Source organism: Archangium gephyra (assembly GCF_049060025.1).
GTDB lineage: Bacteria > Myxococcota > Myxococcia > Myxococcales > Myxococcaceae > Archangium > Archangium gephyra_A.
The window spans coordinates 1,674,358-1,700,056 of sequence record NZ_JBMEQQ010000002.1 but is presented as its reverse complement, the minus strand read 5'-3'; the positions used below and the strand labels follow the sequence as shown (position 1 = coordinate 1,700,056).

Genomic DNA, 25,699 nt, shown 5'->3' with positions numbered 1-25,699 from the left:
AAGTTCGAGCCACGATGGATTTCCCCCCGGAAGGTGGAGCGCCAGTCTGCCAGAGGCGCGCGCCGTCCGGGGAGGGGGGGGCGCGGCTCAGCCGCCCACGAGCTCGCGCAGCCGGGAGGCGAAGCCGCGCACGTCTTCCTCGGTGGTGTCGAAGGACGTCATCCAGCGCACCTCGGAGGTGGACTCGTCCCAGACGTAGAAGAACGTGTGCTCCTGCATCCGGGGGATGAGCTCCTTGGGCAGGATCGCGAAGACACCGTTGGCCTGGGTGGCCCGGGTGAGCTTCACCCTGGGCAGGGAGGAGACCTCCCGGGCGAGCAGCGCCGCCATGGCGTTGGCATGGCGAGCGCTCTTCAGCCACAGGTCATCGGTGAGCAGCGCCTCGAACTGGGCGGCCACGAAGCGCATCTTCGAGGCGAGCTGCATGCCCTGCTTGCGGAGGAAGCGGAAGTCCGGCGCGAGCTTGGGCTCGAAGACGACCACCGCCTCGCCCATCATCAGGCCAATCTTGGTGCCGCCGAACGAGAGGACGTCCACGCCGCAGTCGGTGGTGATGGCGCGCAGCGGGACGCCGAGCGCGGCGGCGGCGTTGGAGATGCGGGCGCCGTCCATGTGCAGGTACAGGCCATGGCGGTGCGCCAGGTCCGCGAGCGCGCGGATCTCCTCGGGCGTGTAGAGGGTGCCCATCTCCGTGGACTGGGAGATGGAGATGACGCGGGGCTGCACGTGGTGCTGGTCACCCAGGCCGCGGATGCGCGGCTCCACCAGCGCCGGGGTCAGCTTGCCGTCCGGAGTGGGGATGTCCACGAGCTTGCAGCCCGTGGCCTTCTCCGGAGCACCGCACTCGTCCACGTTGATGTGCGCCGACTCGGAGCAGAGGATGGCATGGTACGGCTTGAGCAGCGCGCTCAGGCCCAGCACGTTGGCGCCCGTGCCGTTGAAGACGAAGTGCACGTCCACGTGCGAGCCCAGGTGCTCGCGGAATTTCGCCACCGCGCGCTCGGTCCAGGGATCTCCCCCGTAGGCCAGGGCGTGGCCCACGTTGGCCCGCGCAATGGCCTCGAGAATCACCGGGTGGATTCCCGCGTTGTTGTCGCTGGCAAAGCCTCGCTTCGGATTCATTCGGTCGTCTGCTCCTGTGATGTCGTTCTCAGGGCCGGCCCTGCTGCGCCTTGCCCTGCTTGAAGAGCTTCCTGCTGCGCCTTCTCACGCGGGTGGTCTCCCGCCAGCCGTGCGTCGAGGGCGAGCTGCAGCTCCACGTCCGGCCGCGAGAACACCGCCGCCGCCGCCTGCTCCAGCACCACGTCTCCCGCCGCCTTCGCCAGCACCCAGTCCGACAGCTCGGGCCGGACCTTGGCCCGCGCACGTGCGTGCTCGGCCGCTTCCTTCAGCTCCGGCTGGGCCCGCAGCACCGCCGCCACCTCCGCGCCCGCGGCACCCGTCAACGCGTGGTGGATGATCGTCGACGTGACCTGGATGCGCCGCTCCTCCTTCAGCACCTTCGCCAGCGCCTCGGACTTCGCCGCCCCGCGCTCCACCGCCAGGCGGGCCAGCGCCCACTCCAGGTCATCACCCGCACCGAGCTGTGGCCAGAGCTTCGCGGCCTGACGGTAGGCCTCCACCACCGAGGCGAGCTGCTCCGGCTTCTCCTGCTGGTAGTCGTGCTGACTGCGCAGGGCCACACCGAGCAGGCTCCACGCCGCCGCGATCGTGGGCGCGTGGTTCGTCTGCTTCGCCCGCTTCAGCGCCGCCTCGGCCCAGGCCACGTGCTGGGCCGTCCTCTTGACCAGCTTCTCGTCCAGCTCGCCCGCCTCCCACTTGCGGCGGATCTCGGCCTGCGCGCCACCCTCGAAGGGCGGGAGCGTCTCCAGCCGCTTCGCCAGCGCCGCCATTCCCCGCGCGTCCTCGTGCAACCGCAGCCACTCCAACTGCCGCGACCAGCCCGAGGTATTCCCGGGAGCCAGGGTCTGCTCCTGCTGGCTCAGCTCCTGGCTCCGGCGCAGGGCGGGATCCGCGTCCATCGCCCGCAGCACCTCCTCGCGCAACGGGCCCCCGAGCAGCACGTAGAGCAACTGCCGCGCATCGGAGTCCCTCAGGTGGAGGGGTTTGGTGCGCACCCAGCGCTCCAGCACGGTGAGGGTGCCCAGATCCTCCTGAACCTCCGCCAGGTTGCCCACCACGAGGGCGCTCTCCGGCGCCAGCCGCGCCGCGTCCTCCAGGTACCGCGCCGCCGAGCGCAGGTGCGCCACGTCTCCCGTCGCTTCGAACCGGCCCCGCAGCGACATGGCCGTGTTGTTGGCGGACGCCGCGCTGTGCTTCGCATCCCGGGACCGGAAGGCCACGGACTTCGCGAACGCCCGATCGGCCTCCTCCAGCCGGCCCTCGCGCAGCGCCCGCCGCGCCTCGATCTCCAGCAGGGAATCCTTGACGTCCGGCGAGCTCAGGTCGCTCTTGCGCAGCCACTTCTCCTCGTCCACGTCGTCCGTGGCCATGCGTGCCATGAGGGAGGCCGCCCTGTACCGGGCCACCTTCTCCTTCCCGGTGGAGTACACGTCCTCGGCGAGGGCCCGGGCCGTCTCGAGCCGATCCAGCTCGCGGTAGACGCTGGCCACTTCCAGCGTGAGCGCCGGATCCTTCCGCTCCACCACGCTGAGCAGTTCCTTGTCTCCCTCCTCGGCGCGGCCCAGCCGGTGGTACACCTGCCCCAGGCCCAGGTGGAAGCGCGGGTTGCCCTCGGACTCCTGGCGGATGGCGAGGAAGGCCCGCTCGGCCTCACCCAGCAGCGCCTGGCGCGCCGCGCCTTCCGTCTCGTTGGCGCGCAGCAGCTTCACCATGCCCAGCATGAGCGAGGCCGGTACCACCGCCTGGTGACGCAGGTACTCCTCGCGCAGCTTCTCCAGGCCGGGGTCCGTCTCCATCCGCTCGGACAGCCAGTCGGTGAAGATCTTCCGCTGCTCCTCCTCGTTGCTGGAGGCCGCATCCAACCGGCTCGTCACCTCCGAGGGGAGCTGGCCCGAGCGCGCCTGCGAGACGAGCCGATCCTGCAGTGCTTTCGCCTCCGTGTCGTACTTGCGCTGCACGCGCTGGAAGGGCGCCAGGCGATCGGCGACATAGGTGGAGAGCACCGCGTCCGCCTCGGGAAGCTGTCCCAGGTCCCGGTGGCACAGGCCGAGCAGCATCTGGGCATCGCCCGTGAGCCGCCCCTGGGGCCCGAGCGCCGTCAGCGTGGCCATCGCGCGCCTGGCGTCACCCTGGCCGCGGGCGATGCCCGCCACCGCCACGGCCAGCTCCTGGTTGTCTGGAGCCGCCTTCAGGGCCCGGACGAGCTTCGCCCCGTCGCCCGCCTCGATGAGGGCCATGTCCTTCGCGTGCGTGGCGCGAGCCGTCTCCAACCGCGTGAGGTAGAGGGCCACCTTCTCACGGCGCGACTTGTCCTGGTCCCGGTGGCTCCTCCACGCCTCCACCGGGCCGGCGGCCTCCAACCACAGAGAGGGCGCCTCGCCGAAGGTGTCGATGATGGCCTCGGCCGCGTCCAGCGACTCCTGGCCGGGGAAGCTCGACGTAGAGCGCGAGGGCCCGCAGGGGCCACTCCTTCACGAGCCGGTCCGCCAGGGTGCGCTTGAGCGCCACCTGCCGCTCCCTCAGGGCCGGCGTTTTCCCGGAGACGCGCAGCGCGTCCTCCACCACCGTGAGCGCCGCCCGCGCGTCCGCGTCCGTTTCCTGGCCGATCTCCCGGGCGCAGGTGTCGAGCCGCTCGCCGAACCGGGCCGCGGGGGCGCCGCTGAGCGCGCTGAAGGACAGGGCGCCCACGCTCTTCACCACGCGGCCCACCGCCTCCGTCGTGTCCCGCGTGCAGGGCGTGGGCAGGTCCACGAGGCTCAGCCGCACCACGGCGTCCGCCGCCTGGCGCCGCGCCGACTCATCCGCGTGCGCGTCGATGACGGAGTGGTAGCGCCGGATGGCCTGATCGCGCGGGAGGGTGGCCTCCGCCGTCCGGGCCTCCTCCAGTGCCAGCCGCGCCAGGCGCTCGGGCGAGTTCAGGTACCCATTCACGTTGGACACGAGGAACAGCCCCGCGATGCTGGCGAGCACCAGCCGCTGCCACCAGCGTGTCACCGGGCCGAGCGGCTCCTGGGAGTAGAACTGGTACGAGTTGCCGTCCTCCGTGCGCACCCGGTAGGCCTTCAGCGGGAAGATGGGGATGAAGATCAGGCAGATGAAGTACGTGGTCACATAGGAGCCGTCCGGAGCGTGATCGCGCTTGCCGTACAGCCCTGTGCCGCAGCCGTTGAGGGTGAAGAGGGAGGGAGCCGCCTTGATGGGACGCGGGCCCCGCTGCGCCCCGCGGGCCGCCGTCTTCAGCGCCGGCTGGCGGGTGTCCTTCACCACGCGCTTGAGGAGGGCGCCCGCCTTCTCGAAGTGGCCCCTGCCCAGGAGCCACGCCGCGTACTGGAAGCGGCAGAAGACCTCGGGCTCCGCCAGGCCGGCCTCGAGCTCCGCGCGCTGCGAGGCGTCCTCGGACACCCGCACGGCCTTCTCCAAGAGGCGGCGGCAGCCCTCACGGCTGCCCGAGGCGTGCAGGAGCGCCGCGGTCCGGGCGGCCACGTCCGCCACCCGCTTGCGCACGAGCCCTTTGAGGTCGGACTCCTTGGCTTCGTCGGCTTCCTCCAGCGCGCCGGACAGGCCGTCGAGCACCTTGTCCAGGCCCTGACGCACCATGTCCACGCGGACCTTCATGCCGTTCCAATCCGTCCGCTCCGGATCGGGTTCCAGCACGTCCTCGGCGAGCAACCCCGCGACGTGGCGGATGTTCTCGGCCAACGTGTTCAACCGTTCCATCGTTCCCCCCCTCCAGGGACTGAATGCGCGCGGGAACATAGGCGATACGCGGGGTGGCGAGCGAGCCCCTCCACGCGGCGGGCTCCACTCTTGCACTCCCCACCGGGTAGAGCCCGGGAAGGACCCTCACGTGGACATGACGACCCACCGCCGCAACCTCGCCATCTGGGGGTACGCCTTCGGCTATTTCGCCTGCTACGCGCCCTACAGCGCGCTCACCAAGGCCCTTTCACGCGGAGCGTTGGACGGGATGACGCGCGGTATCTCCGGCTTCGAGCTGCTGCCGTGGAGCACGCTCGCGTCCGGGGTGGGCATGTTCCTCTTCCTCACCTCCCGGGGCTGGTGGCAATACGCGAGCACCCGCACGGTGCTGGGGGTGCGAGTGCCGTTCCCCGGCCCGTGGACGTTCCTCTCGGGGCTGTGCTCCGCGGCCATCATCGCCACCACCACGCTCGCCTATACCTTCAGCGGCACGTCCATCGTCTTCATGATGCTGCTCATGCGCGGCGGCGTGCTCATCCTCGCGCCGCTGGTGGACGTGATGAGCCAGCGCCGGGTGGCGTGGCCCTCGTGGGTGGCGCTCGGGCTGAGCTTCGCCGCCGTGGGCGTGGCCACCGCGCCCGGCGTGGATGCCCGTGTCACCGCGGCGGCGCTGTTGGACCTGGGCGTGTACCTGATCGCCTACTTCATCCGGCTGCGCTTCATGAGCCGCCTGGCCAAGACGGGGGAGCCCTCGGCCGGCATCCGCTACTTCGTCGAGGAGCAGATGGTGGCCACGCCCGTCCTCGTGGCGGTCCTGGCGGTGGCGGCGCTCATCGGCGAGGGGCCCGTGCTCTCCGACATCCGCCATGGCTTCACGGAGCTGTTCGCGCGCGGGCGGGTGTTCGAGGAGCTGCTCGTGGGCGTGCTGTCGCAGGGCACCGGCATCTTCGGCGGCCTCATCCTGCTGGACCACCGGGAGAACTCGTTCTGCGTCCCGGTGAACCGCGCCTCCAGCATCGTCGCGGGCGTGGTGGCCACCGGGCTGCTCTCGGCGCTGCTCGGCCTGCCGGGCGCGGGGACTCGGGAGCTGGTGGGGGCCGCGCTGGTGATGGGGGCCATGCTGGTGCTCGGCCTTCCCACCGTGCTCGCGGCCCGCCGGGCGGCGAAGCAGGCTGCCCGGCTGCCGGACCCGGAGGCCGGGGCCGGCGTTCCGGGCAAGTGACTACTTCTCCTCGGTCACGTGCAGGGTGAGGACGGGGCAGGGGGCCCGGGCGATGACCTTCTGGGCCACGCTGCCCAGCAGCAGCCTCGGCAGGCCCCGGCGGCCGTGCGTGCCCATGACGATCAGATCGAACCCGCCCGCCTCCGCGACGCGCAGGGTGGCCGAGGCGGGCTCCCCCACCTCCAGCCGCTGGGTGATGGGACCCGGGGCGTTGAGCGAGCCGATGAGCGTCGTCAGCTCCTTGCGAGCCGCCTCGAGCGCCGTCTTCTCCAGCGACTGGGGATTCCAGCCCGGCGCGGCCACCAGGAGATCCGGCGCCATGTACTGCGGCGGCTCCCAGGCGTGCAGCACCTCGATGGAGGCGTTGAACGGCCTGGCGAGCTGCACCGCGTAGTCGATGATGGCCTTGGAGCCCTCCATCAGGTCCACGGGTACGAGGATGCGAGAAGGCATGGGCATCGTTATTCCCTCCGTTACCGCCCGGACCCCGGAGTGGGGGGGCGCTCTGCTCCTTCATCCCTGGAAGATGCATGCCAGGGCAGCTTCACGCACCGTGGGGTGTCCACGCGCAAACTCTTCCGCGCGGTGCGGGAAGGGGCGCAAGCCTTGCGTCCGACGGAGCTCCGCCCGGAGGGGAGGGGGCGGCCTGAAATGGAAACGGCGGCCCCGCGAGGAGCCGCCGTCCCTTCCCGCGAGCGGGGATTACAGGCCGACTTCAGCGAGGCGGGCGCGGATGGCCGAGGCCTCGACACCTCGGTTGGAGGCGCTGGTGCTGTAGTTGGAGCCGACGCCCACGTGGTGCAGGCCGATCACGAGGTGCGCGTTGGCGGCGCCCGCGCCCGCGAGCACCGGCGAGCCGGAGGAGCCGCCCAGCGTGTCCGCGTTGTAGGACAGCTCGTTGCTGGTCACGTTGGTGTTGAGCACGGAGCCCGGCGAGTACTTCTTGTTGGGCACGCAGCTCGGGGTGGCGTTGTAGTCGCAGTTCTGGTGGAGGACGTACATCGCCGAGCCGTTGGCCGCGTTGGCGCTGGCCACCGTCAGCTTCCCGTACACCTGGCCGGGCAGGTAGCCGTTGAGCGCCTTGCAGGTGAGGACGGTCATGTCCTCGGCCGTCCAGGTGCGCACGAAGGTGGAGCAGTCGTACCAGATGCGGCTGGTGGAGGCGACGCCGTCCTCGTAGTTGAAGGACACCCTGGCGCCCACCGCCTGCGAGCTGCTGCCAACGCAGTGGTTGTTGGTGACGATCTTGTCGTTGGCGATGAGCCACGCGGTGCAGCGGCTGCCCACGGCGGGAATCGACAGATAGCCCACCGCCTTGGAGCGGGTGCGCTCCGTGCTGGTGGCGCTCAGCGACGTGGCGGCCGTCCAGTTCACCGAGCCGACGATGACCTCGGCCTCGGTGGAGCCCACGGGCTCCGCGTTCGGCACGTCCTCGGGCAGCTCGGCCACACCGCAACCCGTCAGACCCACCACCAGGAACGCACGGACAATCTTCATGCTCATAAAGGGGCTCTCTCCGTCGCGCGGGGAAGTGCGCGCGGGCCGTGCTGATGGCACTTGCCGTGCCAACCTCGTAGGTGGCCGTTTTCCCTCGGGACGGGTCTCTTGGGATCCGGCCGGAGTGGAGCGTCCATGCTCCTGTTTCCGGGTTGCAGATGTAAACCGGCTACACAAATCCGGATGAATCCCGAGCCGCTTCCGGACCTTAGGGGCTCCGGGGGAGTGTCCTGGAACAGGACATCACGCTTTCCGCGATTCGTAGCGAAAACGGACAATTCCCGAGGACTGGTTGGGGAGCAGGGTGGCCCGGAGGGCGCTCGGCCCGGCGCGTCATGTGAGGGTTGCTCCAGGTGCCTAGCTTTCCTTTTTGGCGAGGCAAGGAGGAGCCATGCGTCCACCCATCGATTCGGGCACGGTCCTCATCACCGGGGCCTCCTCGGGGATTGGCAGGGAGATCGCCCGCCAGCTCGCCCGGAGGGCCCGGACGCTGGTGCTGGTGGCCCGGCGGGAGGAGCGTCTGGAGGTGCTGCGCGAGGAGCTGCACGAGCGCAACCCCACCCTGGGCGTGGTGGTGGAGCGGTGTGACCTGGCCCACCCGGATGAGGTGGACTCGCTGTTGGACTCACTGCACCGGCACCTCGTCCGCGTGGACGTGCTGGTGAACAACGCCGGCCTGGGCGACTACAGCCTCTACGAGCAGGAGAGCTGGGCTCGCATCCATCAAATGGTGCAGGTGAACGTGACGGCGCCCCTGCTGCTCACCCACCGGCTGCTGCGGCGCATGGTGGAGCGCAAGCGCGGCGGCATCCTCAACATCAGCTCGGGTGGGGCGCGCACCTTCGTCCCGGGCCTGGCCGTCTATGCCGCCACCAAGCACTTCCTCGATGGGTTCACGGAGTCACTGCGCCTGGAGCTGATGGACACCGGGGTGGTGGTGACGCAGGTGGCTCCCGGGCCCGTGGACACCGAGTTCAGCGAGGTCGCGGGGACACAGGAGCGCGTGGGCAGGGCTCCCGCGTGGATGCGTATCTCCGCGGCCCAGTGCGCCCGCGAGGCGCTGGAGGGGTTCGATCGGGCACAGCCGCTCGTGCACCCGGGTTTTGCCTACCGGTGGATGATGCGGCTGTCGTCGCTCATGCCCCGCGGCGTGCTGCGGGCCGCGGGTCTGACGACCGCCCGGCAGCTCCGCCATGGCACCTCGCTGCTGGAGCCCTCGCACCCGGATACCGGCCAGCGCGTGTTGCTGGCCGGGGAACCCGAGGGGGCGTGAGCTTCAGCCGATGATCATGTCCTCGCGCTCCAGCTTGCCTTCCTGGAAGCGGCGCAGGTTGAAGCGCGTGAAGAGCTCGTCGGACTCGCCCGTGGTCATCCACCCGGCCATCCGCTCGGCCACCGCCGGGGCCATCATGAAGCCGTGCCCCACGAAGCCCGACATCTGGAGCAGGTTCTCCAGGCCCGGCGTGCGGCCCAGCACCGGGTTGTTGTCCGGCGTCACGTCGTAGCAGCCCGCCCACTGGCGCAGCACCTTCACGTGCCCCAACTGCGGCATCTGCTCCATCAGCGCCTGCGAGAAGCGGGACACGAAGCGCAGCGTCGAGCCCATGTTCAGCCCCGCCGGCTCCTTCGGATCGCCCATGCCGCCGACGATCTCCCCGCGCATCGACTGGCTGAAGTACAGCCCCGAGTCCAGCACCGACACCAGCGGGCTCAGGAAGGGCTTGAGCGGCTCGGTGCTGAGGATCTCGTGCCGGTGCGGCTCGTTGGGAAGCTGCACGCCCACCCGCTTCGCGATCTCCGGGCTCCACGCGCCGGAGGCCAGCACCACCGTGTCGCACGCGATGTCGCCGCGATCCGTCTTCACCTTGCGCACCAGGCCGTCCGACGTCTCGAAGCCGGTGACGTTCGTGAACGTCTCGACCTTGATGCCCGCCTTGCGGCAGCCATTCGCGTAGCCCCAGAGAAAGGGCCACGGGAAGATGACGCCGTCCTCCGGGTTGTACGAGGCCGCTTGCGCGCCCGCCAGCGACAGGCCCGGGACGATCTCCCGCGCCTCGTCCACCGTCAGCAGCCGCGTGGGCACGCCGTGCTTGTTGTGCAGCGCCACGTTGCGCTCCAGGCGCTGCGCCACGGCCTTCGTCTTGGCCATGAAGAGGTAGCCGCCCTGGCGCAGCCACACGTTGATGCCCAGGTCCCTCGCGAACCGGCCCATCAGCTCGATGGAGCGCTTGGCCAGCTCGATGTTGGCCGACGTGCCCCACTGCATGCGCACGCCGCCGCCGTTGCGTCCGGACGCGCCCGCGCACAGGTAGCCGCGCTCGAGCACCACCACGTCCGTCTCGCCACGCAAGGACAGGTTGTACGCCAGCGCCAGCCCCATGATGCCGCCGCCGATGATGACCACCTTCGCCTTCGCCGGCACCGAGCCCTCGGACCGCAGCGCGGGCGGGAAGACGGCCAGCTCCTCGGGCACGCCGCCCACCGGAGGCTGGGACTCGTCCACCTGCATCGACGCCAGCACCGACAGCTCCGTCGGGTAGAGCGGCGGCCGGGGCGTGAAGGGCAGCAGGCCCGCGGGCTTCTGCGCCTTCTCCCTGCACAGCAGCGCCGCCACCGCCGACAGGCACCCCTTGCCCTGGCAGATGCCCGTGCCGAAGCCCGTGAAGCGCTTCACCGACTCCACGTCACAGTAGCCCTTCGACACCGCGTGACGGATGTCGTCGGACGTCACGTCCTCGCAGGAGCAGATCAGCGTCTTGCTCATGACTGGCCTCCCGTCAGCGAACCCACGAGCGCCTCGGCCGCGCGCCTGCCGTCCGCCGCCGCCTCCGCCGTGCTCCTGCCGCCCGTCACGTCGCCGGCCACGTACAAGTCCTTCGCCGCCGTGCGCCCGTCCGCGTCCGCCACCACCGCGAACACCTCGCGCGCCTCGTCGAACTCCACCTTCGCGCCACCCTGGCGGGCCAGCTCGAAGCTCGGGCTCGTCGCCACCGCCACCAGCACCGCGTCGCAGTCCACCTTCACCCGCTTGCCCGATGCGTTCGCGTAGCTGAAGCCGCTCACCTCGTTGCGGCCGTGGGCCTTGGGTTCGCTGCCCTGCGTGGCTCCGGCCGGCGCTCCCGAGGGCACCGGGCCCTTCAGGTCCACCACCGCCGCCACCTTCGTGCCGTGCTCCTGCATCAGGCGGGCGAGCGCGTACAGCTCCGGGCCCCAGCCCACCAGCGCCGCCACCTCGGGCGCCACGCCGTAGCGGCGCATCAGCAGGCTCGCCGCCCGGCCCGCGTACACGCCCGGCAGATCGTTGTTCTCGAAGGGCAGCAGCGGCGGGTGGCCGCCCGGCGTCAGCAGGAAGCGCTCGGCGTACACCTTGAGGAGCCGCAGCCCCTCCGGCCCGTCCGCCACCACCGCGAGGAAGCGGCCGGCCTCGTCGTCATACAGGCCGATCACCGTGGCCCGCGTGCGCACGCTGCCCGAGGGCAGGGCCGCGGTGTCCATCATCTTCGGTGCATCCGGCTCCGGCGCGCCCGCGACGAGGCGGCCGCCGAGCACGCTCTCGCGCTCGAAGAGGAGGAAGGCCACGCCCTGGCTGGCGAGCACCTGTGCCGCCGCCAGGCCCGCCGCGCCACCGCCCACCAGCGCCACGCGCGTGCGCAGCGTCTGCACGGGCATGCGCTCCGGAGCAGGGGAGGCTGGCAGCAGTCCGAGGCCCGCGAGCTGGCGCGCCACCTTGGCCATGACCTGCTCGGCCACGGGCACGCCGGCGAACATCTCGTGGTGATCCAACCCGTTGGGGAAGAACCAGTCGATCGCCTCGAAGACGTCCACCTTCGCGGAGGGGTAGGCGTTCTGCCGCTCCAGCTTCATCCCGGCGCGGGCCGGAGTGCGGCAGGTGTAGACGTTGGGCACGCCGTCCACGCGCATGAGGCAGTGGGAGCACGCGCCCGAGAAACAGTAGGGGCCACGGGCGCGGTGGTACTTGATGGAGCGGGCGAGCACGGACTCACCGGCGGCGACGAGCGAGCACGCGACCGGCTCGCCCTCCACGGCGGGAACCGTTTCGCCCTCGAGGTCCATGGTGATGGACTTGCCGCGCGCGGCGGCATCTGGGAGGCGACGCATAAGGTGCGCGGACAATGTCCCAGCCGGACCGGGCGGTCAAAGGACACCCGGCCCTCCAGCCCGCTCGCTGAGTAGAGGAGATGACAGCCCGGGTGATGGGGCGTGGTACGCCGGCTTCTCCCCTGGCTGGCGCGGTGCGTCAGCGCTCGGACCGGACGGACCCTGTCCTCGCGCGGCGCGCAAGAGTTGCGCCCGGGTGGGGTGGAGCTCCGAGGGAAGGGGGCTGGCACAGGCCATGCTCTGGAGAGGGGATGGAACCCCTGGCCCTGGAGGCCGTCCATGCTCGCCGGTTACTTCATCACGCTCATCCTGGCCGCCGTCCTCATCGTCCTTTGTGCCCGGTGGCCCCATACGGTGGGCCGTCTGGCGCTGGGCTGGTGCTTCCTGCTCGCGGGCGCCGTCAACCTCACCCTCGCGCTCGTGAGCCCGCGGATGTACGTGGAGGGCTTCGGACCCACGGCCATTCCGCTCTACCAGGAGTTCATCGAGGGGCCGTTCGCCCGGAACCCCGCGCTCTTCGTGGTGCCCATCGCCCTGGGGCAGCTGCTGTGTGGCCTCGCTGTGCTGTTCGGCCGGGGCAATGGGGTGCGGTGGGGTGCGGTGGGCTGCATGGTGTTCCTCGTGGCGATCACGGGGCTCGGCGTGGGGTGCGCCTTCCCGGCCAACCTGGCGATCGCCATCGCCCCCGCGCTCCTGTTGCGGCACCGCTTCCCGCACGGCGCGCTGTACGGGCTGCACCGCAAGCACCACCACCCGGGAGGAGGAATTCCGGCCGGCCGGTGAGCCGCGAAACACTCCCTCTACGGTGTAGTCCCGGGGTGCGAAGGCTACCAGCCCGGCCGCTTGGAGGTGGGCGCGGGCAGGTTCTCGAGCAGGTGGTGGTAGAGGTTCTCCCGCTTGACCCCACCGCGCAGCGCCTGGTCCGCCCGCGCCAGCTCCGCGTCGATCACTTCCCCGAAGGAGTCGAAGGGATGCGCGCCCTCGAGCATGTAGCCGTTGATGAAGAACGTCGGCGTGCCATGGATGCCCACCGCTTCCGCTTCGTTCATGTCCGCCTCGACCCTGGAGCGGAACTTGCCGCTGTCCAGCGCGGCCCTGAACCTGCCCATGTCCAGATTCAGCTCCTGGGCGTAGCGCTCCAGCGAGGTGCGATCCAGTGCGCGCTGATGGGCGAAGAGCTGGTCGTGGTACTCCCAGAACCTGCCCTGCTCGTGCGCGGCCATGGAGGCCTCGGCGGCCAGCCTGGCGTTGGGGTGGAAGAGCATGGGCAGGTGGCGGAACACCACGCGCACGTCCTCGCCGTACTTCTCCTTGAGCTTCGCCAGCGTGGAGTTCACATAGCCGCAGTAGTGGCACTCGAAGTCGGACCACACGACGATGGTGACCTTGGCGTGTTTCGGGCCGGAGGAGGGCGCATCTTCGGGCACAGCCACCTTGCGGTAGGGGGAGGGGGGGACGTCAGCCGGGGGAGCCTCGGCCCGAGGGGGTGGGCTGTCATCGCTCCTGTCCGGGCTCGTGGCCGCTCGGCCACCTGCGCACCCGAGGAGCAGACCCGCCACCAGGGCCACCATCACGCTGGCTGTCGGACCACCCATCCGGGGCCCGTGATTTCCACCGTGCTCGCGCGCTCCCAATGCTTCTCTTGGCTCCATGATCGCAGCACCCGTCCAATTTGAAGTTGATGGAATACCGAAGGGGTCGGATTGCCAGGGCTACGCCTTTCGTACCGGGTAGCGCAGGTGTGTAACGCCGACGCCCGCGATCACCGTCGGGTTGCCAAGGAAGGCCGGCGTATTGGCGAGACCGTCGAAGAGTCGGATGCCGGAGCCAAGCAGAACTGCCGCGACGTCGACGTGGAGCTCGTCGAGGAGGCCAGCATTCAGGCACTGCTGGATGGTGTCAGCGCCGTGGACCCCAACGGACTTCCCGGCGGCGGCGGCTTTGGCTTGTTTGACGGCGCTTTCGATGCCGTCCGTCACGAAGTGGACGGTCGAGTCGGGTCGCGGCCATCCGGCGGGGATGTGGTGGGTCAGGACGAATGCCGGTCCCCACCAGTGATTTCCGCCCCAGCCCTGGGCGACGTCGAACGTGCGTCGGCCGGTGAGCACGGCACCGAGTCCGGACGTCAGACCGCGAAGATGCTCGGCGCTCGGCCCGGACACCTTGAACGTCATGGGGTCCGACCCTCCGGTGTGGATCTCGACCTCCCCCGAGTTGAAGTACCAGTCGAACACTTCGTCCACGCCATCGTTGCGGTCGGCGACGTAGCCGTCGAGCGACATGGACATGATTGCGATGAGCTTCGACATTGCGCTGTTCCCCTCCAGGGGTGGGATCGTCCGCCAAACGCGTCTTGGACTGCAAGCGACTGCTGCCACGACATGTGCGTTTCCCAGGCGTGTTAAGATCCGAACCCGGCCGGTTCCAGGACCGGCCAGGCAGAGACGAGAACAACACCTCAAAACCGAGCCATGCGGCGAAAATTCGACCTATCATTCGAACGTCAAAAGACGGTCTTGATCTTATCGGGAACAGGCACGAATGCCTGGCACCACTACGGTTTTTTGAAGAACTTCTCGCTCGAGGACTTCAACCAGTTTCAGGCCATCCTGGGAATCAGTGGCGGAGCCTGCGTCTTTTTCGCGAGAGTCATGGAGGAACTGGGCTATTTCGGAGACGAAGGCATCAAGAAATACGATTCGCTCTGGCGAAAACGGCTGAATCGATATGGCTTGATCGAGAAATTGCTTCGCGCCAGGAGCGGCGATTATCTATTCCACACGAAAGATCTGCATCTTGCCATGCGCGAGCTCTTTGGTCAGGGAATGGAGATCACCTTCGCTGATTTTCCAGTGAAAAACTTCAAATGCATCACGCACCGAGAGGATGCAGGGGGTGACGGCCTCGGCGATTTATACATCGCGGATAGAACCAATTCAGGTCCGCTTCCCGTGGGCGAAGTGGCTGCGAGCGGCGGCTTCCCACGTAGAGCTGGAAAAATGAATTTGTGTGAGCCCGAACCCGTTGGCGGGATGTCCATCTCGGATTTTGACTTTGCCCCACGCGAGATCAAATCCAGGCTCAAAAGCTATCTAAGAGAGAACTTCGCCGATAGCCAGATCGTGTACTTGAGTCTCTTCAAGTCCGGACAAAAAGGGAATGTCCATTGGGTCAGGACTGGAACAGACAGGTTCCCCCTGGTTGGCCAGATGCTTGATGCGGCATTGATGGCAATGGGAATCCCAAACCCCCGGCATGAGAGCGTGTATAGGAGGAGCTTTCCTTGATGCTGCTCAGGCGCTACTGGGACGAGCGCTGAGCAGCCCGGCCGGCCGCATCAGGCCTGCGGCGCCGTCCAGACCAGGTTCCACAGGTGGCCGTCGAGGTCCTCGAAGCCCTGGTCATACATGAAGCCGCGGTCCTCGGGCGGATGCGGAGTACGGCCGCCGGCGGCGACGGCCTTGGCGATCAGACTGTCCACTTCCTCCCGGCTCTCGCAGCTCAGGCAGATGACGATCTCGTTGGCCTCCTTTGCCTGCACGACGGGCTTGTCGATGAGGGTCTTGAAGAACGCTTCGGTCGACAGCATGGCATGAATGCTGCCATCCACGATGACCATGAACGCCGCGCTCTCGTTGCTGAATTGTGGATTGAAGCTGAATCCGAGAGCGGAAAAGAAGGCCTTGGATTTGTCCAGGTCCTTGACCGGCAGGTTGAAGATGATCTGCTTGTTCATGACGTCCCCATGTCGAAAGGTGAGTTGAATAACGGGTCCTGCATCCGAACGACGAATGATGACGCATGAATCGACAAGCGCGCGAAAAAGATTTTCGCTCCACGCCAGTCGCCTTCACCTTCCCATGGAGGAGCAGAGGGGGCCTCCGCCGGGAAGTGCATTCCTGGCGCGCCGCCGGAGCCAGGCCGCGCTGCCCAGGAGCAGGAGCCATGCGCCGCTCCCAGCCCCCCCGCTCCCCGAGGCGCACGCGCACCCCACCGGGTCCACCGGCTCCACAGGGTCCACCGGCGGCGGCTCGGGGACGGCCTGCCGCACCGTCACCCGGAAGGAGCACTCGGAGACGAGTCCGGCCTCGTCCCGGGCGGTGACCTTCACGGACGTGGTGCCCGGAGGAAAGAGGCTGCCGGAGGCCTGGCTGTAGGCCACGAGGGGTGAGGCCGTCACGGCATCGCTGGCCACGGCGGGCGCGTAGCTGATGACGGCGCCCTGGGCGTCGGGGGTCTCGGCCGTCACCTCCGCGGGACAGGCGAGGGAGGGAGGCGTGGTGTCCCGCACCGTGACCAGGAAGGTGCACGAGGAGGCATTGTCCGCTTCGTCTCGCGCCGTCACGGTGACGGGCGTCTCCCCGAGCGGGAAGCGAGAGCCCGGAGCGTGGCTGGCGGACACCACGGGCGAGCGGGTGACGGCGTCCAGCGGGCTCGCGAGCAGGTAGCTGACGGATGCGCCCTCGGGTCCCTCGCCCTCCACCGTGAGGTCCGGCGCGCAACCCACGAGGGGAGGCGTGGTATCGCGCACGGTCACCGTGAAGTGACACGCCGTGGCGTTGCCCGCCCCATCCCGGGCCGTGACGGTGACGTCCGTGGCGCCCAGGGGGAACACGGTCTCCGAGGCCTGGCTGTAGGTGAGCCCGGGCGAGGGCGTCACCGCGTCGGAGGCCGTGGCGGAGGCGTAGGTGACGGTAGCCCCCGTGGCGCCGGTGGCCTCGGCGGTGACGGCTTCGGGGCAGCTCAGGGCGGGCGCGAGGGTGTCCTGGACGATGACGTCGAAGGAGCACGAGGCGGTGTTCTCCGCCGCGTCCTTCGCGGTGACGGTGACGGCCGTCTTCCCGAGCGGGAACACCGTGCCCGAGGCCTGGCTGTAGGTGAGGCTCGGAGCACCCGGGGAGTCATCCGTGGCCTCCGCGGGCGGATAGTCCACCCGCGCACCCGAGCCACCCAGGGCCTCCACCGTCCGGGAGGACGGGCAGGTGACGGTGGGCGGCGTGGTGTCGAGCATCATGCGCCACAGCTCGAAGCCGCTCGTCCCATCGGTGGCGACGAAGAAGACGGAGTCTCCCACGCGCGTGAACAGGCGCGGGTTGGAGGAATAAGGCCCGGGGGAGAGGTCTCCGAGGGGCCGGGTCCCCGCCTCCGTGCCGTCCGACACCCAGGGCTCCAGGCCGGAAACGCCGTCCGAGGCGGCGAACACCACGAGCCCCTCCGGCTTCAGCGTCAGCATCGCCTGCGCGGCCACGCCGCCCGTGGGCCCGGGGAGGATGTCCTTCACCCGGTACGTGCCCGCCAGCGTCCCATCGCTTCGCCACAGCTCGTTGCCACACCTTCCGGGTCGTACGCCAGGAACAGCAGGATCCCGTTGACCTCCGTGAGGAACCTCGGGTTGAAGCTGCCCGCCCCCGCGGGGAGCTGCTTCACCTGCTGCGTGCCGGTCCCGGTACCATCGCTGCGCCAGAGCCCGCGCCGTGGAGTGGGGTTCTCGCCGGCGCTGAAATACAGCACCCCATCGAGCAGCGCGAAGTCGTCCGGCGCGCTGCTGAAGCCCGGCGCGATGTCCTTGACGAGCACGGTGCCGGTGGCGGTGCCATCGCTCTTCAACAGCTCGATGTCGTTCGAGGTGCCGATGTACCCCGGGAAGTAGAAGAAGCCGGGGGTGAGGGCGAAGTCCCGATCGAAATAAGGCGCGACGTTCGCCGCGGAGACCGTCCCCGCGGTCGTGCCATCGGTCCTCCAGAGGGTGGTGCCAGAGCCATTCGAGGCACCGAAGAAGACCTGTCCATTGAACGGCACGAAGCCCCTGTTCAAGGAGTTGCCGGAGGCGCCAGCCACCCAGATGTCCTTGAGGAGCCGGGTTCCCTCGGGAGTTCCGTCACTCGTCCACGGCTCGAAGCCCTTCAGACCATCGTTCGCGTTGAAGTAGAGCCGTCCGTCCAGGGCCTGCATGTCGTGCGGCGAGCTGGAGAGGCTTCCGGGTTGGATGTCCTTGAGAAGCCGGGTTCCCTCGGGGGTTCCGTCGCTCGTCCAGAGTTCCGTGCCGTGGATGCCGTTGTGCGCATCGAACAGGAGGGCCTCATTCATCGGCACCAGTTGCGCCGGGCTGGAGCCCGGGACCCCCGGGAAGATGTCCAGAAAGAGCCGCGTGCCGCTGGGGGAGCCATCGCTCACCCACAGCTCACGGCCCAGGCCCTCGACGTCCGCGGTGAAGTACAGGCTGCCCTTGAAGCTGGTGAGGGCCTTCGGATCCGAATGGGCCGTCCCGGTCAGGATGTCCTTCACCCGGTACGTGCCCGGCTCCGTGCCGTCGCTCCGCCAGAGCTCCTTTCCCGTGGTGCCATCGTTCGCGGAGAAGAAGAGGACGCTCCCCGCGGCGGTCAGCAACTCGGGGGTGGAGCTGGTCTTGCCGCCCCAGACATCCTTCACCCGCACGGTGCCCGCGGAGGTGCCGTCGCTCTTCCACAGCTCCCGGTCCGAGGTGCCGTCATCCGCGATGAAGTAGAGCTCTCCGTCCACGACGGTCAGGTACTGGGGGCCGGAGCTGCTCGAGCCCACCCAGATGTCGTGGATCCGCTGCGTGCCCGCCTCCGTGCCGTCGCTCTTCCAGAAGCTCGGAGCCGGTGGTGCCATCACTCGCGACGAAATAGAGCAGACCGCCCGTGGCCACGAGCTGCTTGGGCCAGCCACTGCCAGCGCCAGGCTGGATGTCCTTGACCAGCCAGACCGAGTTCCCATCGCTCGCCCACAGCTCGTAGCCGATATGGGAGTCGGCGTATTTGCCCATGGAGACGAAGTAGAGCGTCCCGCCCATGACGGTCGGGGACTCCACCGTGGCGCCGTCATACGGATCTCCAGGGGTGGGGTCGTAGACGAGCCGGGTGCCCTCCGCGGTGCCGTCACTGGTCCAGAGGGAGAGACGGGCCGAGGGCTCGAAGCCGACGAAGAAGACGCGGCTGCCCATGCGCGTGAGCGACTTGACGAAGCCATTCGAGCTGCCGGGAGCGAGGTCCTTGACGAGCACGGTGCCGGCGGCGGTGCCGTCGCTCTTCCACAACTCACGGCCGGTGGTGGCCGTCTCCGCGGTGAAGAAGAGCCGGCCCCCGGCGACGGTGAGGTCGGCGGGGCTGGAACTGAAATTGCCCGCGACGATGTCCTTCACGAGCAGGGTGCCGGCGGCGGTGCCATCCGTCCGCCACAGCTCGGTCCCATGGCTGGCATCCATCGCGGAGAAGTAGAGGACCCCGTTGAAGTCCATCAGGTTGCTGGGAAAGGAGGGGCTCACTCCGGGGTAGAGATCCTTGACGAGCACGGTGCCGGCGGCAGTGCCGTCCGTCCGCCACAGCTCGCGCCCGCTGCTCCCGTCATCGGCGGAGAAGTAGACGAACCCGCCCACGACGGTGAGTTGGCTGGGAGCGGAGTCCTGAACGCCCGGCCGGATGTCCCGGACGAGCTGGGTGCCGGCCGGCGTGCCATCACTCTTCCACAGCTCGCGCCCGCTGCTGGACTCCTGCGCGACGAAGAAGACCGTGTTGCCCACCGCCACGAGTCCGGACGGAGCACTGCCGGTATTGGCGGACGGCGTCGTGTAGAGATCCCGGACGAGCCCGGGAGCCGCGAACCCCAGCGCGGCGGAGGCCGTGGCGCTCGGGCCGTTCTCCGGACCGGCCGGCGTTGCACTCGAACAACCGCCCACCACGGCCAGCGTGGCGGCGAGCCCGAGCAGCAGGCCGCGATGGTTTCCCAGGTTCCTCATGTCCCCCTCGACGAATGCGCAGCGGGCACCGGCCCGCGGATTGGCGGGTGGAGATTATCCGCCGCGCTCGTGGAGAGCGACATACGGGCCGTATGGGCGGGCGCGATGGGTTTGAGGGAACTGGAGTTGGGGAGGCCGTCGTAGGCCGTCGTCTGGACCCCATCGGGCCCCTTCGGCGCGGGCTCCACGCCGTTCGGGTACGCGATTCGCCCCCCCTTGCGGATCATGCGGAGCAGAGGCTCGGCGGCGTCACCCTTCGCCAGCACCAGCGCGGCGTCAAAGCCTTCCGGCGCGAAGTCGCGGCAGGCCCTCTCCACGTCTCCCTGTTTGCCGTCCGCCGCCACGTCGGCGCCCAGCCTCCTCACCAGCTCCACTCCGTCCACCCCGGAGGCGACCGCCAGCACCTTCGCCCCCATCCTTGAAATCGGTCAGGCGCGATCGGCCCCCTGGGGATGGACAGGCGCGATGGCCCGCTTGTCTTTCCTCATCGCCAGCCAGCGGCGGCGCAGGGTGACGGGGTGTTCAGGATAGTGTTCGTCACGGAAGTCGACCGATGTCAGCCGGTCGGTGCGGAAGATTCGGAAGTCGGCGCGCAGTTCGCACCACGCCATGACGACGCGCACCATCGCGACATAGCCCACCATGAATGGCCAAATGATGCGCTCACTCGTCCGGCCGGTCTCGTCAACATAGCCGATCACGAGCTTCCGCCCCTGCCGGCTCCACGCGCGGAGCTTCGCGACATCGACGCCGGCGTCGCCGTACACCTCTCGCGACGGCGGGGTTCCGACCGCGGGGTCGTCGATGAGCGGGCGCAGATCCTCGGGCACGATCGTCGCGATCTTGGCGAGGACGTCCAGAGCTGCGCGGGCGAGCGCGGCGTCGGCGTGCGCCATCACCCATTGGGCCCCCAGCGCGACCGCTTCGAGCTCGTCCGAGGTCAGCATCAGTGGCGGCAGATCGAAACCGCGCTCGAGGATGTAGCCGACCCCCGCCTCGCCGCGGATCGGAACGCGCTGCGCGATCAGCGCGCCGATGTCCCGGTAGATGGTGCGCTTGCTGGTCTCGAGTTTCGCCGCGATCGCATCGGCGGTCAGCGGGGCCGAGGCGCGGCGCAGCACCTGGATGATCTCGAACAGGCGGTCGGCGCGTCGCATGGTGGGTCCGTTCGTTCGCGGCGGCGGGGAAGCGCTCTCGCGACCTCGCCCGCGCCGTGAGGTGCCGTGCCCGATCCTACGACATCGCGACGATGATCGCCGACGACATCAAGCTGCCCAGCGTGAACATCGGGCCGCCGATCAGGCTGTAGTAGAACGGCCGCGGGAAGTTGGGGTTGATCGCGATATTGACCGTCATCGGTACCAGGTAGCCGATGCCGACGAGCACCCCCAGGAGCAGCGCATCGCCGTAGGTCGTGATGCCGAGCGCGCGCAGGAGGAACGCGGTCGTCGCGATGTTGAGTGCGCTGCACACGAGCGGCCCCACGATGAACAGCGGTCCTGGCGGCTGCGCCGGTTGGTCGCCCTTTCCGAGCGAGGCCCTGTATTGCTTGGAAAACAGCACCATGTACCAGACGCCGCCCAGCCCAAAATGGGCGACGGTCGCTACCAGAACGGCCAGCCAGTTCATGTGTGAGAATGCTTCGGTCATCGGTCTGACTCCCTTGTCGATGTGGAAGAATCCAGTATTGGATCGGTGTTCGGCCGGCAGGTGGCCGGTTCGCAGCAGTGCCTCGCGATGTAGCGGAGGGCTGCTGCCACCGTGCTGTCAGCAGTGAACAGCGACGTCGAAGAATCCGGTTTGAAGCCCGGCGCGCTCGGAACTCCCAAAACGAAAGCCCCGCGATGTCCGAAGAGGACATCCGGGGCCTTGCGACATCCCTTGTTGTGGAGGCGGCGGGAATCGAACCCGCCGCTCGGAGCCTCCGGCGAGAGCGAGCCCATTGGGTCGCACGCGGAGCGCTGCAGCTCCTACCGGATGAAGCGCCCGCTGCCGGCCGCTGAGCCTCGAAACACTCCGGGGGACGGCCCGAAGCGCCCCCGCGCCTCGTGCCGCCCCCCGAGAGGTGCTGCCCGTCTTCAGCCCGCCGCTCAGACCGGGATGTGGTCGGAGATGATGGGCTCCGGCATGCCCTGCGGGCGGCGTCCGAACTGGGTGCGGATGACCGCGCCCAGACCCACCATCGCCGCCGCGATCAGCACCAGCGGTCCCAGCACCGGAATCTGTCCCACCGCCAGCAGGAGCAGCAGCCCCAGCGCCATCACCATCGCCTGCGTCTTGCGGCCGCGCATCACCGGCAGCCGCGTGCCGATGCTGCTCGCCACCGCCGTGAAGCCCACCGCCGCCGCCAGGGGCGGAATCAGCCACAGCGCCGCCGCCACCGGGATGCCGATGATCGTCACCGCCAGGATGACCGTCACCAGGGCCAGGGGGATGGACGCGGGAATCAGCGCCAGCGCCGTCACCAGCCCCACCACTCCGCCCGCGAGCGGCTTGGCCTGGATGTCCGCCGCCAGCGCCTTCATCCGCGCCGGGAAGAGCATCTGCCCCAGGAAGCCCAGCCCGAACAGCACCGCGAACTGGATGAGGAAGGTGGCGACATCATTGTCGTCGTCCCGCTCCCTCCGCTCCTCGCTGTCGGCGGGGTCGTGCCTCGACTTCTTCAGGCCCTTCCTCACCTCGCCGGACACCATCTTGCCGATCTGCGCGCCACCGAAGGACTCGGTGCTGCCCTCCACGTGCGCCCCGTCCTGCTTGATGACGGTGCCACCAAAGGACGAGACGTCTCCCTCCACCCTGGCCCCCGGGCCGAGCACCACGTTGCCGCCGAAGGCATGGGCATCCCCCTCCACGTGGCCGGTGATCTCCAGGTTGCCGCCGAAGACGACCGCGTCATCGTCCACGTGCCCCTTCACCGTCAGGTTGCCGCCGTAGACGACGGCGCTGTCCACCGACTCGCCCTCCTTGATCTCCAGGGAGCGGCCGCGGGCCACCACGTCACTCGAGCCGTTGCTGGAGCGCCGCGCCTCCCTCATCTTCTCGCGCATGCGCTCCTTCACCTCGTCCGGGTCCAGCTCGTTCTGGGGCATGGGCGGAGGACCCACGGCCGGAACGGGAGGCACCGGGGGAACGGGCGCCACCGCGTTGTCCTGCGCGCTCCCCGCGGGCGCGGAGCGCACGGTGAAGATGCCGTCCTGCTCCTCGAGCTGCAGCGAGTGGGCGCGGGCCACGGTGCGCAGGGCCTGCCGGGCGCTGACGCCATTGAGGTAGACCTCGGCGGGAGCATCCATCGGGCCGATGAGCACCAGGTTGAGCCCGCCCTCCTCGGAGAGCTCCTGGAGCACGTCCTTCAACGAGCCGCGTGCGTGGATGCTGATGAGGTCCTCGGCCTGCGTCTGCGCGTCCTGCGTCTGGGCCAGGGCGAGGGGAGAGGCGAGGAGGGCGGCGGAGAGCAGCAGGCCCCGGGTGTTGGAAGGTTTCATGGCGACACTCACGCTTCGGAAGGGGTGGGACCGTTGCGGGCCAGGCGCTTGAGGCCAAACACGGAGGAGAGGACGACGAAGGCGACCAGGGCGAGGATGGGACCGGCGGCGGTGCTCCACAGGGCGTGGATGCCGCTCAGCAGGGCCTCGGTGAAGGCCGTGCCGCCCACCAGGGTGCGGGCCACCGACTTCCCGAGCCCGCTCAGGGCGGCGTCGCTGGCGAGCAGCAACCCGAGCCCCATCATCAACGAGGCCCCCAGGATGGACAGGCCCGTCCACAGCTCACGGCGCACGGGCGTGGGCTCGGCGGCCACCCGCGCCATCACCTTGTGCACCAGGTCCGGCGGGGGGAGCGGATCCGCCAGCCGGCACAGATCCTTCTCCAGCAGCCGGTGCTCCTCGATGATGGCGGTGCACAGCGGGCAGTGCTCCGCGTGCCGCAGGGCGGGACCCTCTCCGGCCTCCAGCTCGGTGAAGAGCACCTCGAGGTCCGGGCATTCAATGGACGTGGGGGTCATGTCGGCTCCTCCGGGCTCATCTGCTTGCGGAGCTTCTCCCGGGCCCGGAACAGGCGCGCCATGATGGTGCCGGGCGCGCAGCCCAGGACCTGGGCGATCTCCTTCGTGGTGCGCTTCTGGACGTAGTAGAGCGCCAGCACCTCCCGGTCGTCGGCGGACAGGGTGGCGAGCGCCGCCTCCAACGACTGGCGCTCCTGCCGGGCGATGGCCCCGTCCTCGAGCGAGACCTCGCCGTTGGGCAGGAAGTCCTTCATCGGCTCGAGCTCCTCCGTCTTCACCTTGGTGCGCCGGCGCAGCAGGTCCAGGCACAGGTTGCGGGTGATGGCCATCACCCACAGATCGAAGGGGCGCGACTCGTCGTACTTGTGGAGGTTCTGGTAGGCGCGCAGGAAGGCCTCCTGGGAGACCTCGGAGGCCTCGGCCTCGTTGCCGAGCAGGCGCAGCGCCAGGCCGTACACCGGACGCTGCACGCTGCGCACCAGCGACTCGAAGGCCGACGGGTCTCCGCGCCGGGCGGCGACCACGTCCGCCTTCCAGGGCGTGGCCGCGGCGTCATCGGCCATCAGCATGCCGATGGCCCGGGCGAGGTCCGCGACGTTTGCTGCGTTGAGGGCGAGAGCATTCACGCCCTGGTCTACGGAGCATGGTCAGTTCGATTGCACCGCCCGAAATACCGGCGGCCCTGTTACTTCTTCTTCCGTGATTCCGGGCGCTTGGCCGCCTGCTGGCGCCGGGTCTGCTCCCGCGCCTGCTCCTTGACGTCCTTTTTCTGACGCTGGCGCTCGAGGAAGCCGGCGGACGGCTGGGAGGGGCGGGTATCGGGAACGGGAACCTCCCGCTCCTCGCGGGCCTCCCGGGCCAGGGGCCGCCTGCCCGGGATGGGAGCGGCCTCCGGGGCGGGGGAGCGCCGGGCGGCCCTGGGACCGGCCTTGGCGGGGAGGGGAGGCGTGGCAGAGGGCGCCTTGCGGGGGCCCCGGGGGGCATAGGCCGTGTCCGCGGACTCGCGATCGCCGTCCCGGTCCTCGACGGGGGCACGCCAGGACTCGCGGATCTGCTGCGCGGTGTCCTCCGTGTACTCGAAGTGGAAGAGCCGCTTGACGACGAGCGTGGCGTAGGCGCCGGGAGGCAGGGTGAAGGCGATGTTGGTCTTGAGGTAGCCCCGGTTCAGATCGTCATTCTGGACGCGGCCGATGACGAGCTTGTGGGGGATGACGACGATGGGACGCTCCTCGTGCTTGAAGTAGAGCATCCGCGAGGCCTCCTCGATGCGGAGGTCCTGCAGCGTCAGCTTCTCGCGGCCGAGCACCCAGTCCACGGCCTGCTTCACCAGCGGATCCTCGAAGTGGCTGTCCGGGGCGAGCAGGGGGAAGGTGGCCTCGCGCAGGGCGTCGAGCACCTCGGTCTTCGCATCGCGGTGGAAGAGCAGGGTGCCCGCCTGGTACTTCATGGGGAAGAGGTGCTCGCGGGGCAGCAGCATCTGGAGGTAGCGCCGCACGCCCTCGTTCCAGAGGTAGCTCTGGTAGGTGAAGAGCAGCATGGCGCGGTAGGACGCGTCGATCTGCAGGAAGGCGCGCAGGTAGTCGCCGGGGTGCTCGCGCAGGGACTTGAGGATGCGGTGGTACTTGCGGCTGCCCTCGAAGGGCACGCGGGCGTCCCACCGGCCCCAGTTCTCGCGCCAGAAGGCCTTCACCTTGGCGTCCTCGCTGCGGTCCAGCTCCGAGGGCTGGGCGAGGTAGTTGCGCAGCGCGGCCTCGAAGTCGCCGCGGATGAGATCCTTGGCGATGAAGCCCTGGCCGTGCTTGAGCGAGCCGAAGCGCTGGCTGTCGAAGTAGTTCACCACGCCCAGCCGGTTGATCTCCGCGGCGGCCAGGTTGAGCGGGCCGACCGACTCCTCCGTCAGCATGCGCACGGTGACGGCGAAGCGGTTGGAGGTGATGTTGGCGGCCGACAGGGGCTTGTCCGTGCGCCCCAGGTACTTCAGGCGCAGGTCGGGGTCCTGCATGTCCACGTCCGCCCCGTCCACGGCGATGAGCTGCTCGGTGCGGCCCTGCTTGTCCTTCAGGCCGCAGTACGAGATGGAGCCGGGCTTGAGGCCGAAGGCGTCGCGGATGCGGTCCGCCGCATCGAAGGTGGACAGCTTCTGCTTGTCCATCAGGTAGACGCGGTGGCGGCCGCTCGCTACCTCGTCGAAGCGGTAGGACTCCTTGACGGAGAAATCTTCAGGTTTCTGCTTGATTCGCACGGGGCTCCCTTAACAGCCAGAGTGGCCTGAGCGGAAGGAACG

General features: G+C 69.1%; 24 protein-coding genes. 4 read left to right on the top strand and 20 right to left on the bottom strand.

Annotated features, from left to right (window positions below):
- Positions 1-87 precede the first annotated feature (87 nt).
- The 3 genes from ACN28I_RS07505 to ACN28I_RS07495 are packed head-to-tail and all read right to left on the bottom strand — an operon-like array spanning position 88 to position 4,839.
- Positions 88-1,122: a threonine aldolase family protein gene (locus ACN28I_RS07505; RefSeq protein WP_420941419.1), complete on the bottom strand. Its 1,035-nt coding sequence runs from the start codon at positions 1,120-1,122 to the stop codon at positions 88-90.
- A complete protein-coding gene (locus ACN28I_RS07500; protein ID WP_420941418.1) occupies positions 1,119-3,464 on the bottom strand; it encodes a hypothetical protein in 2,346 nt (781 codons plus the stop codon). Before ACN28I_RS07500 ends, ACN28I_RS07505 begins: the two co-directional genes overlap by 4 nt.
- A complete protein-coding gene (locus ACN28I_RS07495; protein ID WP_420941417.1) occupies positions 3,418-4,839 on the bottom strand; it encodes a hypothetical protein in 1,422 nt (473 codons plus the stop codon). Before ACN28I_RS07495 ends, ACN28I_RS07500 begins: the two co-directional genes overlap by 47 nt.
- 136 nt (positions 4,840-4,975) lie before the next feature.
- Between ACN28I_RS07495 and ACN28I_RS07490 the strand changes: the two genes are divergently transcribed.
- On the top strand, positions 4,976-6,043 hold the full coding sequence (locus ACN28I_RS07490; protein WP_420941416.1) for a hypothetical protein: 1,068 nt from the start codon (positions 4,976-4,978) through the stop codon (positions 6,041-6,043).
- On the opposite strand, the gene ACN28I_RS07485 is transcribed toward ACN28I_RS07490, so the two are convergent.
- Positions 6,044-6,502, bottom strand: a complete 459-nt coding sequence (locus tag ACN28I_RS07485; RefSeq protein ID WP_420941415.1) for a universal stress protein — start codon at positions 6,500-6,502, stop codon at positions 6,044-6,046. It abuts the gene before it with no gap.
- 243 nt (positions 6,503-6,745) lie between these two features.
- The gene (locus tag ACN28I_RS07480; RefSeq protein ID WP_420941414.1) at positions 6,746-7,546 is read right to left on the bottom strand and encodes a trypsin-like serine peptidase; all 801 of its coding nucleotides are present in this window, start codon (positions 7,544-7,546) and stop codon (positions 6,746-6,748) included.
- A 385-nt stretch (positions 7,547-7,931) separates the two neighbouring features.
- Here ACN28I_RS07480 and ACN28I_RS07475 point away from each other — a divergent pair, with 385 nt between their 5' ends.
- On the top strand, positions 7,932-8,813 hold the full coding sequence (locus ACN28I_RS07475; protein ID WP_420941413.1) for an SDR family NAD(P)-dependent oxidoreductase: 882 nt from the start codon (positions 7,932-7,934) through the stop codon (positions 8,811-8,813).
- Between the two features lie 3 nt (positions 8,814-8,816).
- Here ACN28I_RS07475 and ACN28I_RS07470 read toward each other — a convergent pair whose 3' ends face one another.
- Entirely contained in the window at positions 8,817-10,304 is a 1,488-nt protein-coding gene (locus ACN28I_RS07470) for an FAD-dependent oxidoreductase (protein WP_420941412.1), read from the bottom strand.
- Entirely contained in the window at positions 10,301-11,659 is a 1,359-nt protein-coding gene (locus ACN28I_RS07465) for a 2Fe-2S iron-sulfur cluster-binding protein (RefSeq protein WP_420941411.1), read from the bottom strand. The genes ACN28I_RS07470 and ACN28I_RS07465 overlap by 4 nt, the downstream gene beginning before the upstream one ends.
- 279 nt (positions 11,660-11,938) lie before the next feature.
- On the opposite strand from ACN28I_RS07465, the gene ACN28I_RS07460 reads away from it, so the two are divergent.
- Positions 11,939-12,442 carry a DoxX family membrane protein gene (locus ACN28I_RS07460; protein ID WP_420941410.1) on the top strand — a complete coding sequence of 168 codons (504 nt, stop codon included), beginning with the start codon at positions 11,939-11,941 and terminating at the stop codon, positions 12,440-12,442.
- 44 nt (positions 12,443-12,486) lie between these two features.
- Here the strand turns inward: ACN28I_RS07460 and ACN28I_RS07455 are convergent, their stop codons facing one another.
- Together ACN28I_RS07455 and ACN28I_RS07450 are read right to left on the bottom strand one after the other, a co-directional pair.
- On the bottom strand, positions 12,487-13,086 hold the full coding sequence (locus tag ACN28I_RS07455) for a DsbA family protein (protein WP_420941409.1): 600 nt from the start codon (positions 13,084-13,086) through the stop codon (positions 12,487-12,489).
- A 285-nt stretch (positions 13,087-13,371) separates the two neighbouring features.
- The gene (locus tag ACN28I_RS07450; protein WP_420941408.1) at positions 13,372-13,968 is read right to left on the bottom strand and encodes a dihydrofolate reductase family protein; all 597 of its coding nucleotides are present in this window, start codon (positions 13,966-13,968) and stop codon (positions 13,372-13,374) included.
- A gap of 162 nt (positions 13,969-14,130) precedes the next feature.
- Here ACN28I_RS07450 and ACN28I_RS07445 point away from each other — a divergent pair, with 162 nt between their 5' ends.
- On the top strand, positions 14,131-14,946 hold the full coding sequence (locus ACN28I_RS07445) for a hypothetical protein (protein WP_420941407.1): 816 nt from the start codon (positions 14,131-14,133) through the stop codon (positions 14,944-14,946).
- Positions 14,947-14,996: 50 nt separating this feature from the next.
- Here ACN28I_RS07445 and ACN28I_RS07440 read toward each other — a convergent pair whose 3' ends face one another.
- The 11 genes from ACN28I_RS07440 to truD form a co-directional block, all read right to left on the bottom strand.
- The gene (locus tag ACN28I_RS07440; protein ID WP_420941406.1) at positions 14,997-15,395 is read right to left on the bottom strand and encodes a VOC family protein; all 399 of its coding nucleotides are present in this window, start codon (positions 15,393-15,395) and stop codon (positions 14,997-14,999) included.
- Positions 15,396-15,509: 114 nt separating this feature from the next.
- Complete coding sequence (locus ACN28I_RS07435; RefSeq protein ID WP_420941405.1) at positions 15,510-16,940, bottom strand: HYR domain-containing protein; 1,431 nt, start codon at positions 16,938-16,940, stop codon at positions 15,510-15,512.
- A complete protein-coding gene (locus tag ACN28I_RS07430; protein ID WP_420948589.1) occupies positions 16,937-18,178 on the bottom strand; it encodes an ELWxxDGT repeat protein in 1,242 nt (413 codons plus the stop codon). The genes ACN28I_RS07435 and ACN28I_RS07430 overlap by 4 nt, the downstream gene beginning before the upstream one ends.
- A complete protein-coding gene (locus ACN28I_RS07425; RefSeq protein WP_420941404.1) occupies positions 18,147-19,415 on the bottom strand; it encodes an ELWxxDGT repeat protein in 1,269 nt (422 codons plus the stop codon). The genes ACN28I_RS07430 and ACN28I_RS07425 overlap by 32 nt, the downstream gene beginning before the upstream one ends.
- Positions 19,412-19,819 (bottom strand): hypothetical protein, encoded by a 408-nt coding sequence (locus ACN28I_RS07420; RefSeq protein ID WP_420941403.1) that lies wholly within the window; start codon positions 19,817-19,819, stop codon positions 19,412-19,414. Before ACN28I_RS07420 ends, ACN28I_RS07425 begins: the two co-directional genes overlap by 4 nt.
- A gap of 24 nt (positions 19,820-19,843) precedes the next feature.
- A complete protein-coding gene (locus tag ACN28I_RS07415) occupies positions 19,844-20,572 on the bottom strand; it encodes a helix-turn-helix transcriptional regulator (RefSeq protein WP_420941402.1) in 729 nt (242 codons plus the stop codon).
- A 76-nt stretch (positions 20,573-20,648) separates the two neighbouring features.
- Entirely contained in the window at positions 20,649-21,065 is a 417-nt protein-coding gene (locus ACN28I_RS07410) for a DUF1761 domain-containing protein (RefSeq protein WP_420941401.1), read from the bottom strand.
- Positions 21,066-21,505: 440 nt separating this feature from the next.
- Positions 21,506-22,897, bottom strand: a complete 1,392-nt coding sequence (locus tag ACN28I_RS07405; RefSeq protein WP_420941400.1) for a hypothetical protein — start codon at positions 22,895-22,897, stop codon at positions 21,506-21,508.
- Between the two features lie 8 nt (positions 22,898-22,905).
- Positions 22,906-23,415 (bottom strand): hypothetical protein, encoded by a 510-nt coding sequence (locus ACN28I_RS07400; RefSeq protein WP_420941399.1) that lies wholly within the window; start codon positions 23,413-23,415, stop codon positions 22,906-22,908.
- Positions 23,412-23,978 carry an RNA polymerase sigma factor gene (locus ACN28I_RS07395; protein WP_420948588.1) on the bottom strand — a complete coding sequence of 189 codons (567 nt, stop codon included), beginning with the start codon at positions 23,976-23,978 and terminating at the stop codon, positions 23,412-23,414. The genes ACN28I_RS07400 and ACN28I_RS07395 overlap by 4 nt, the downstream gene beginning before the upstream one ends.
- A 122-nt stretch (positions 23,979-24,100) precedes the next feature.
- Positions 24,101-25,657, bottom strand: coding sequence for a tRNA pseudouridine(13) synthase TruD (truD, locus tag ACN28I_RS07390; protein WP_420941398.1), 1,557 nt, complete (start codon positions 25,655-25,657; stop codon positions 24,101-24,103).
- Positions 25,658-25,699 lie beyond the last annotated feature (42 nt).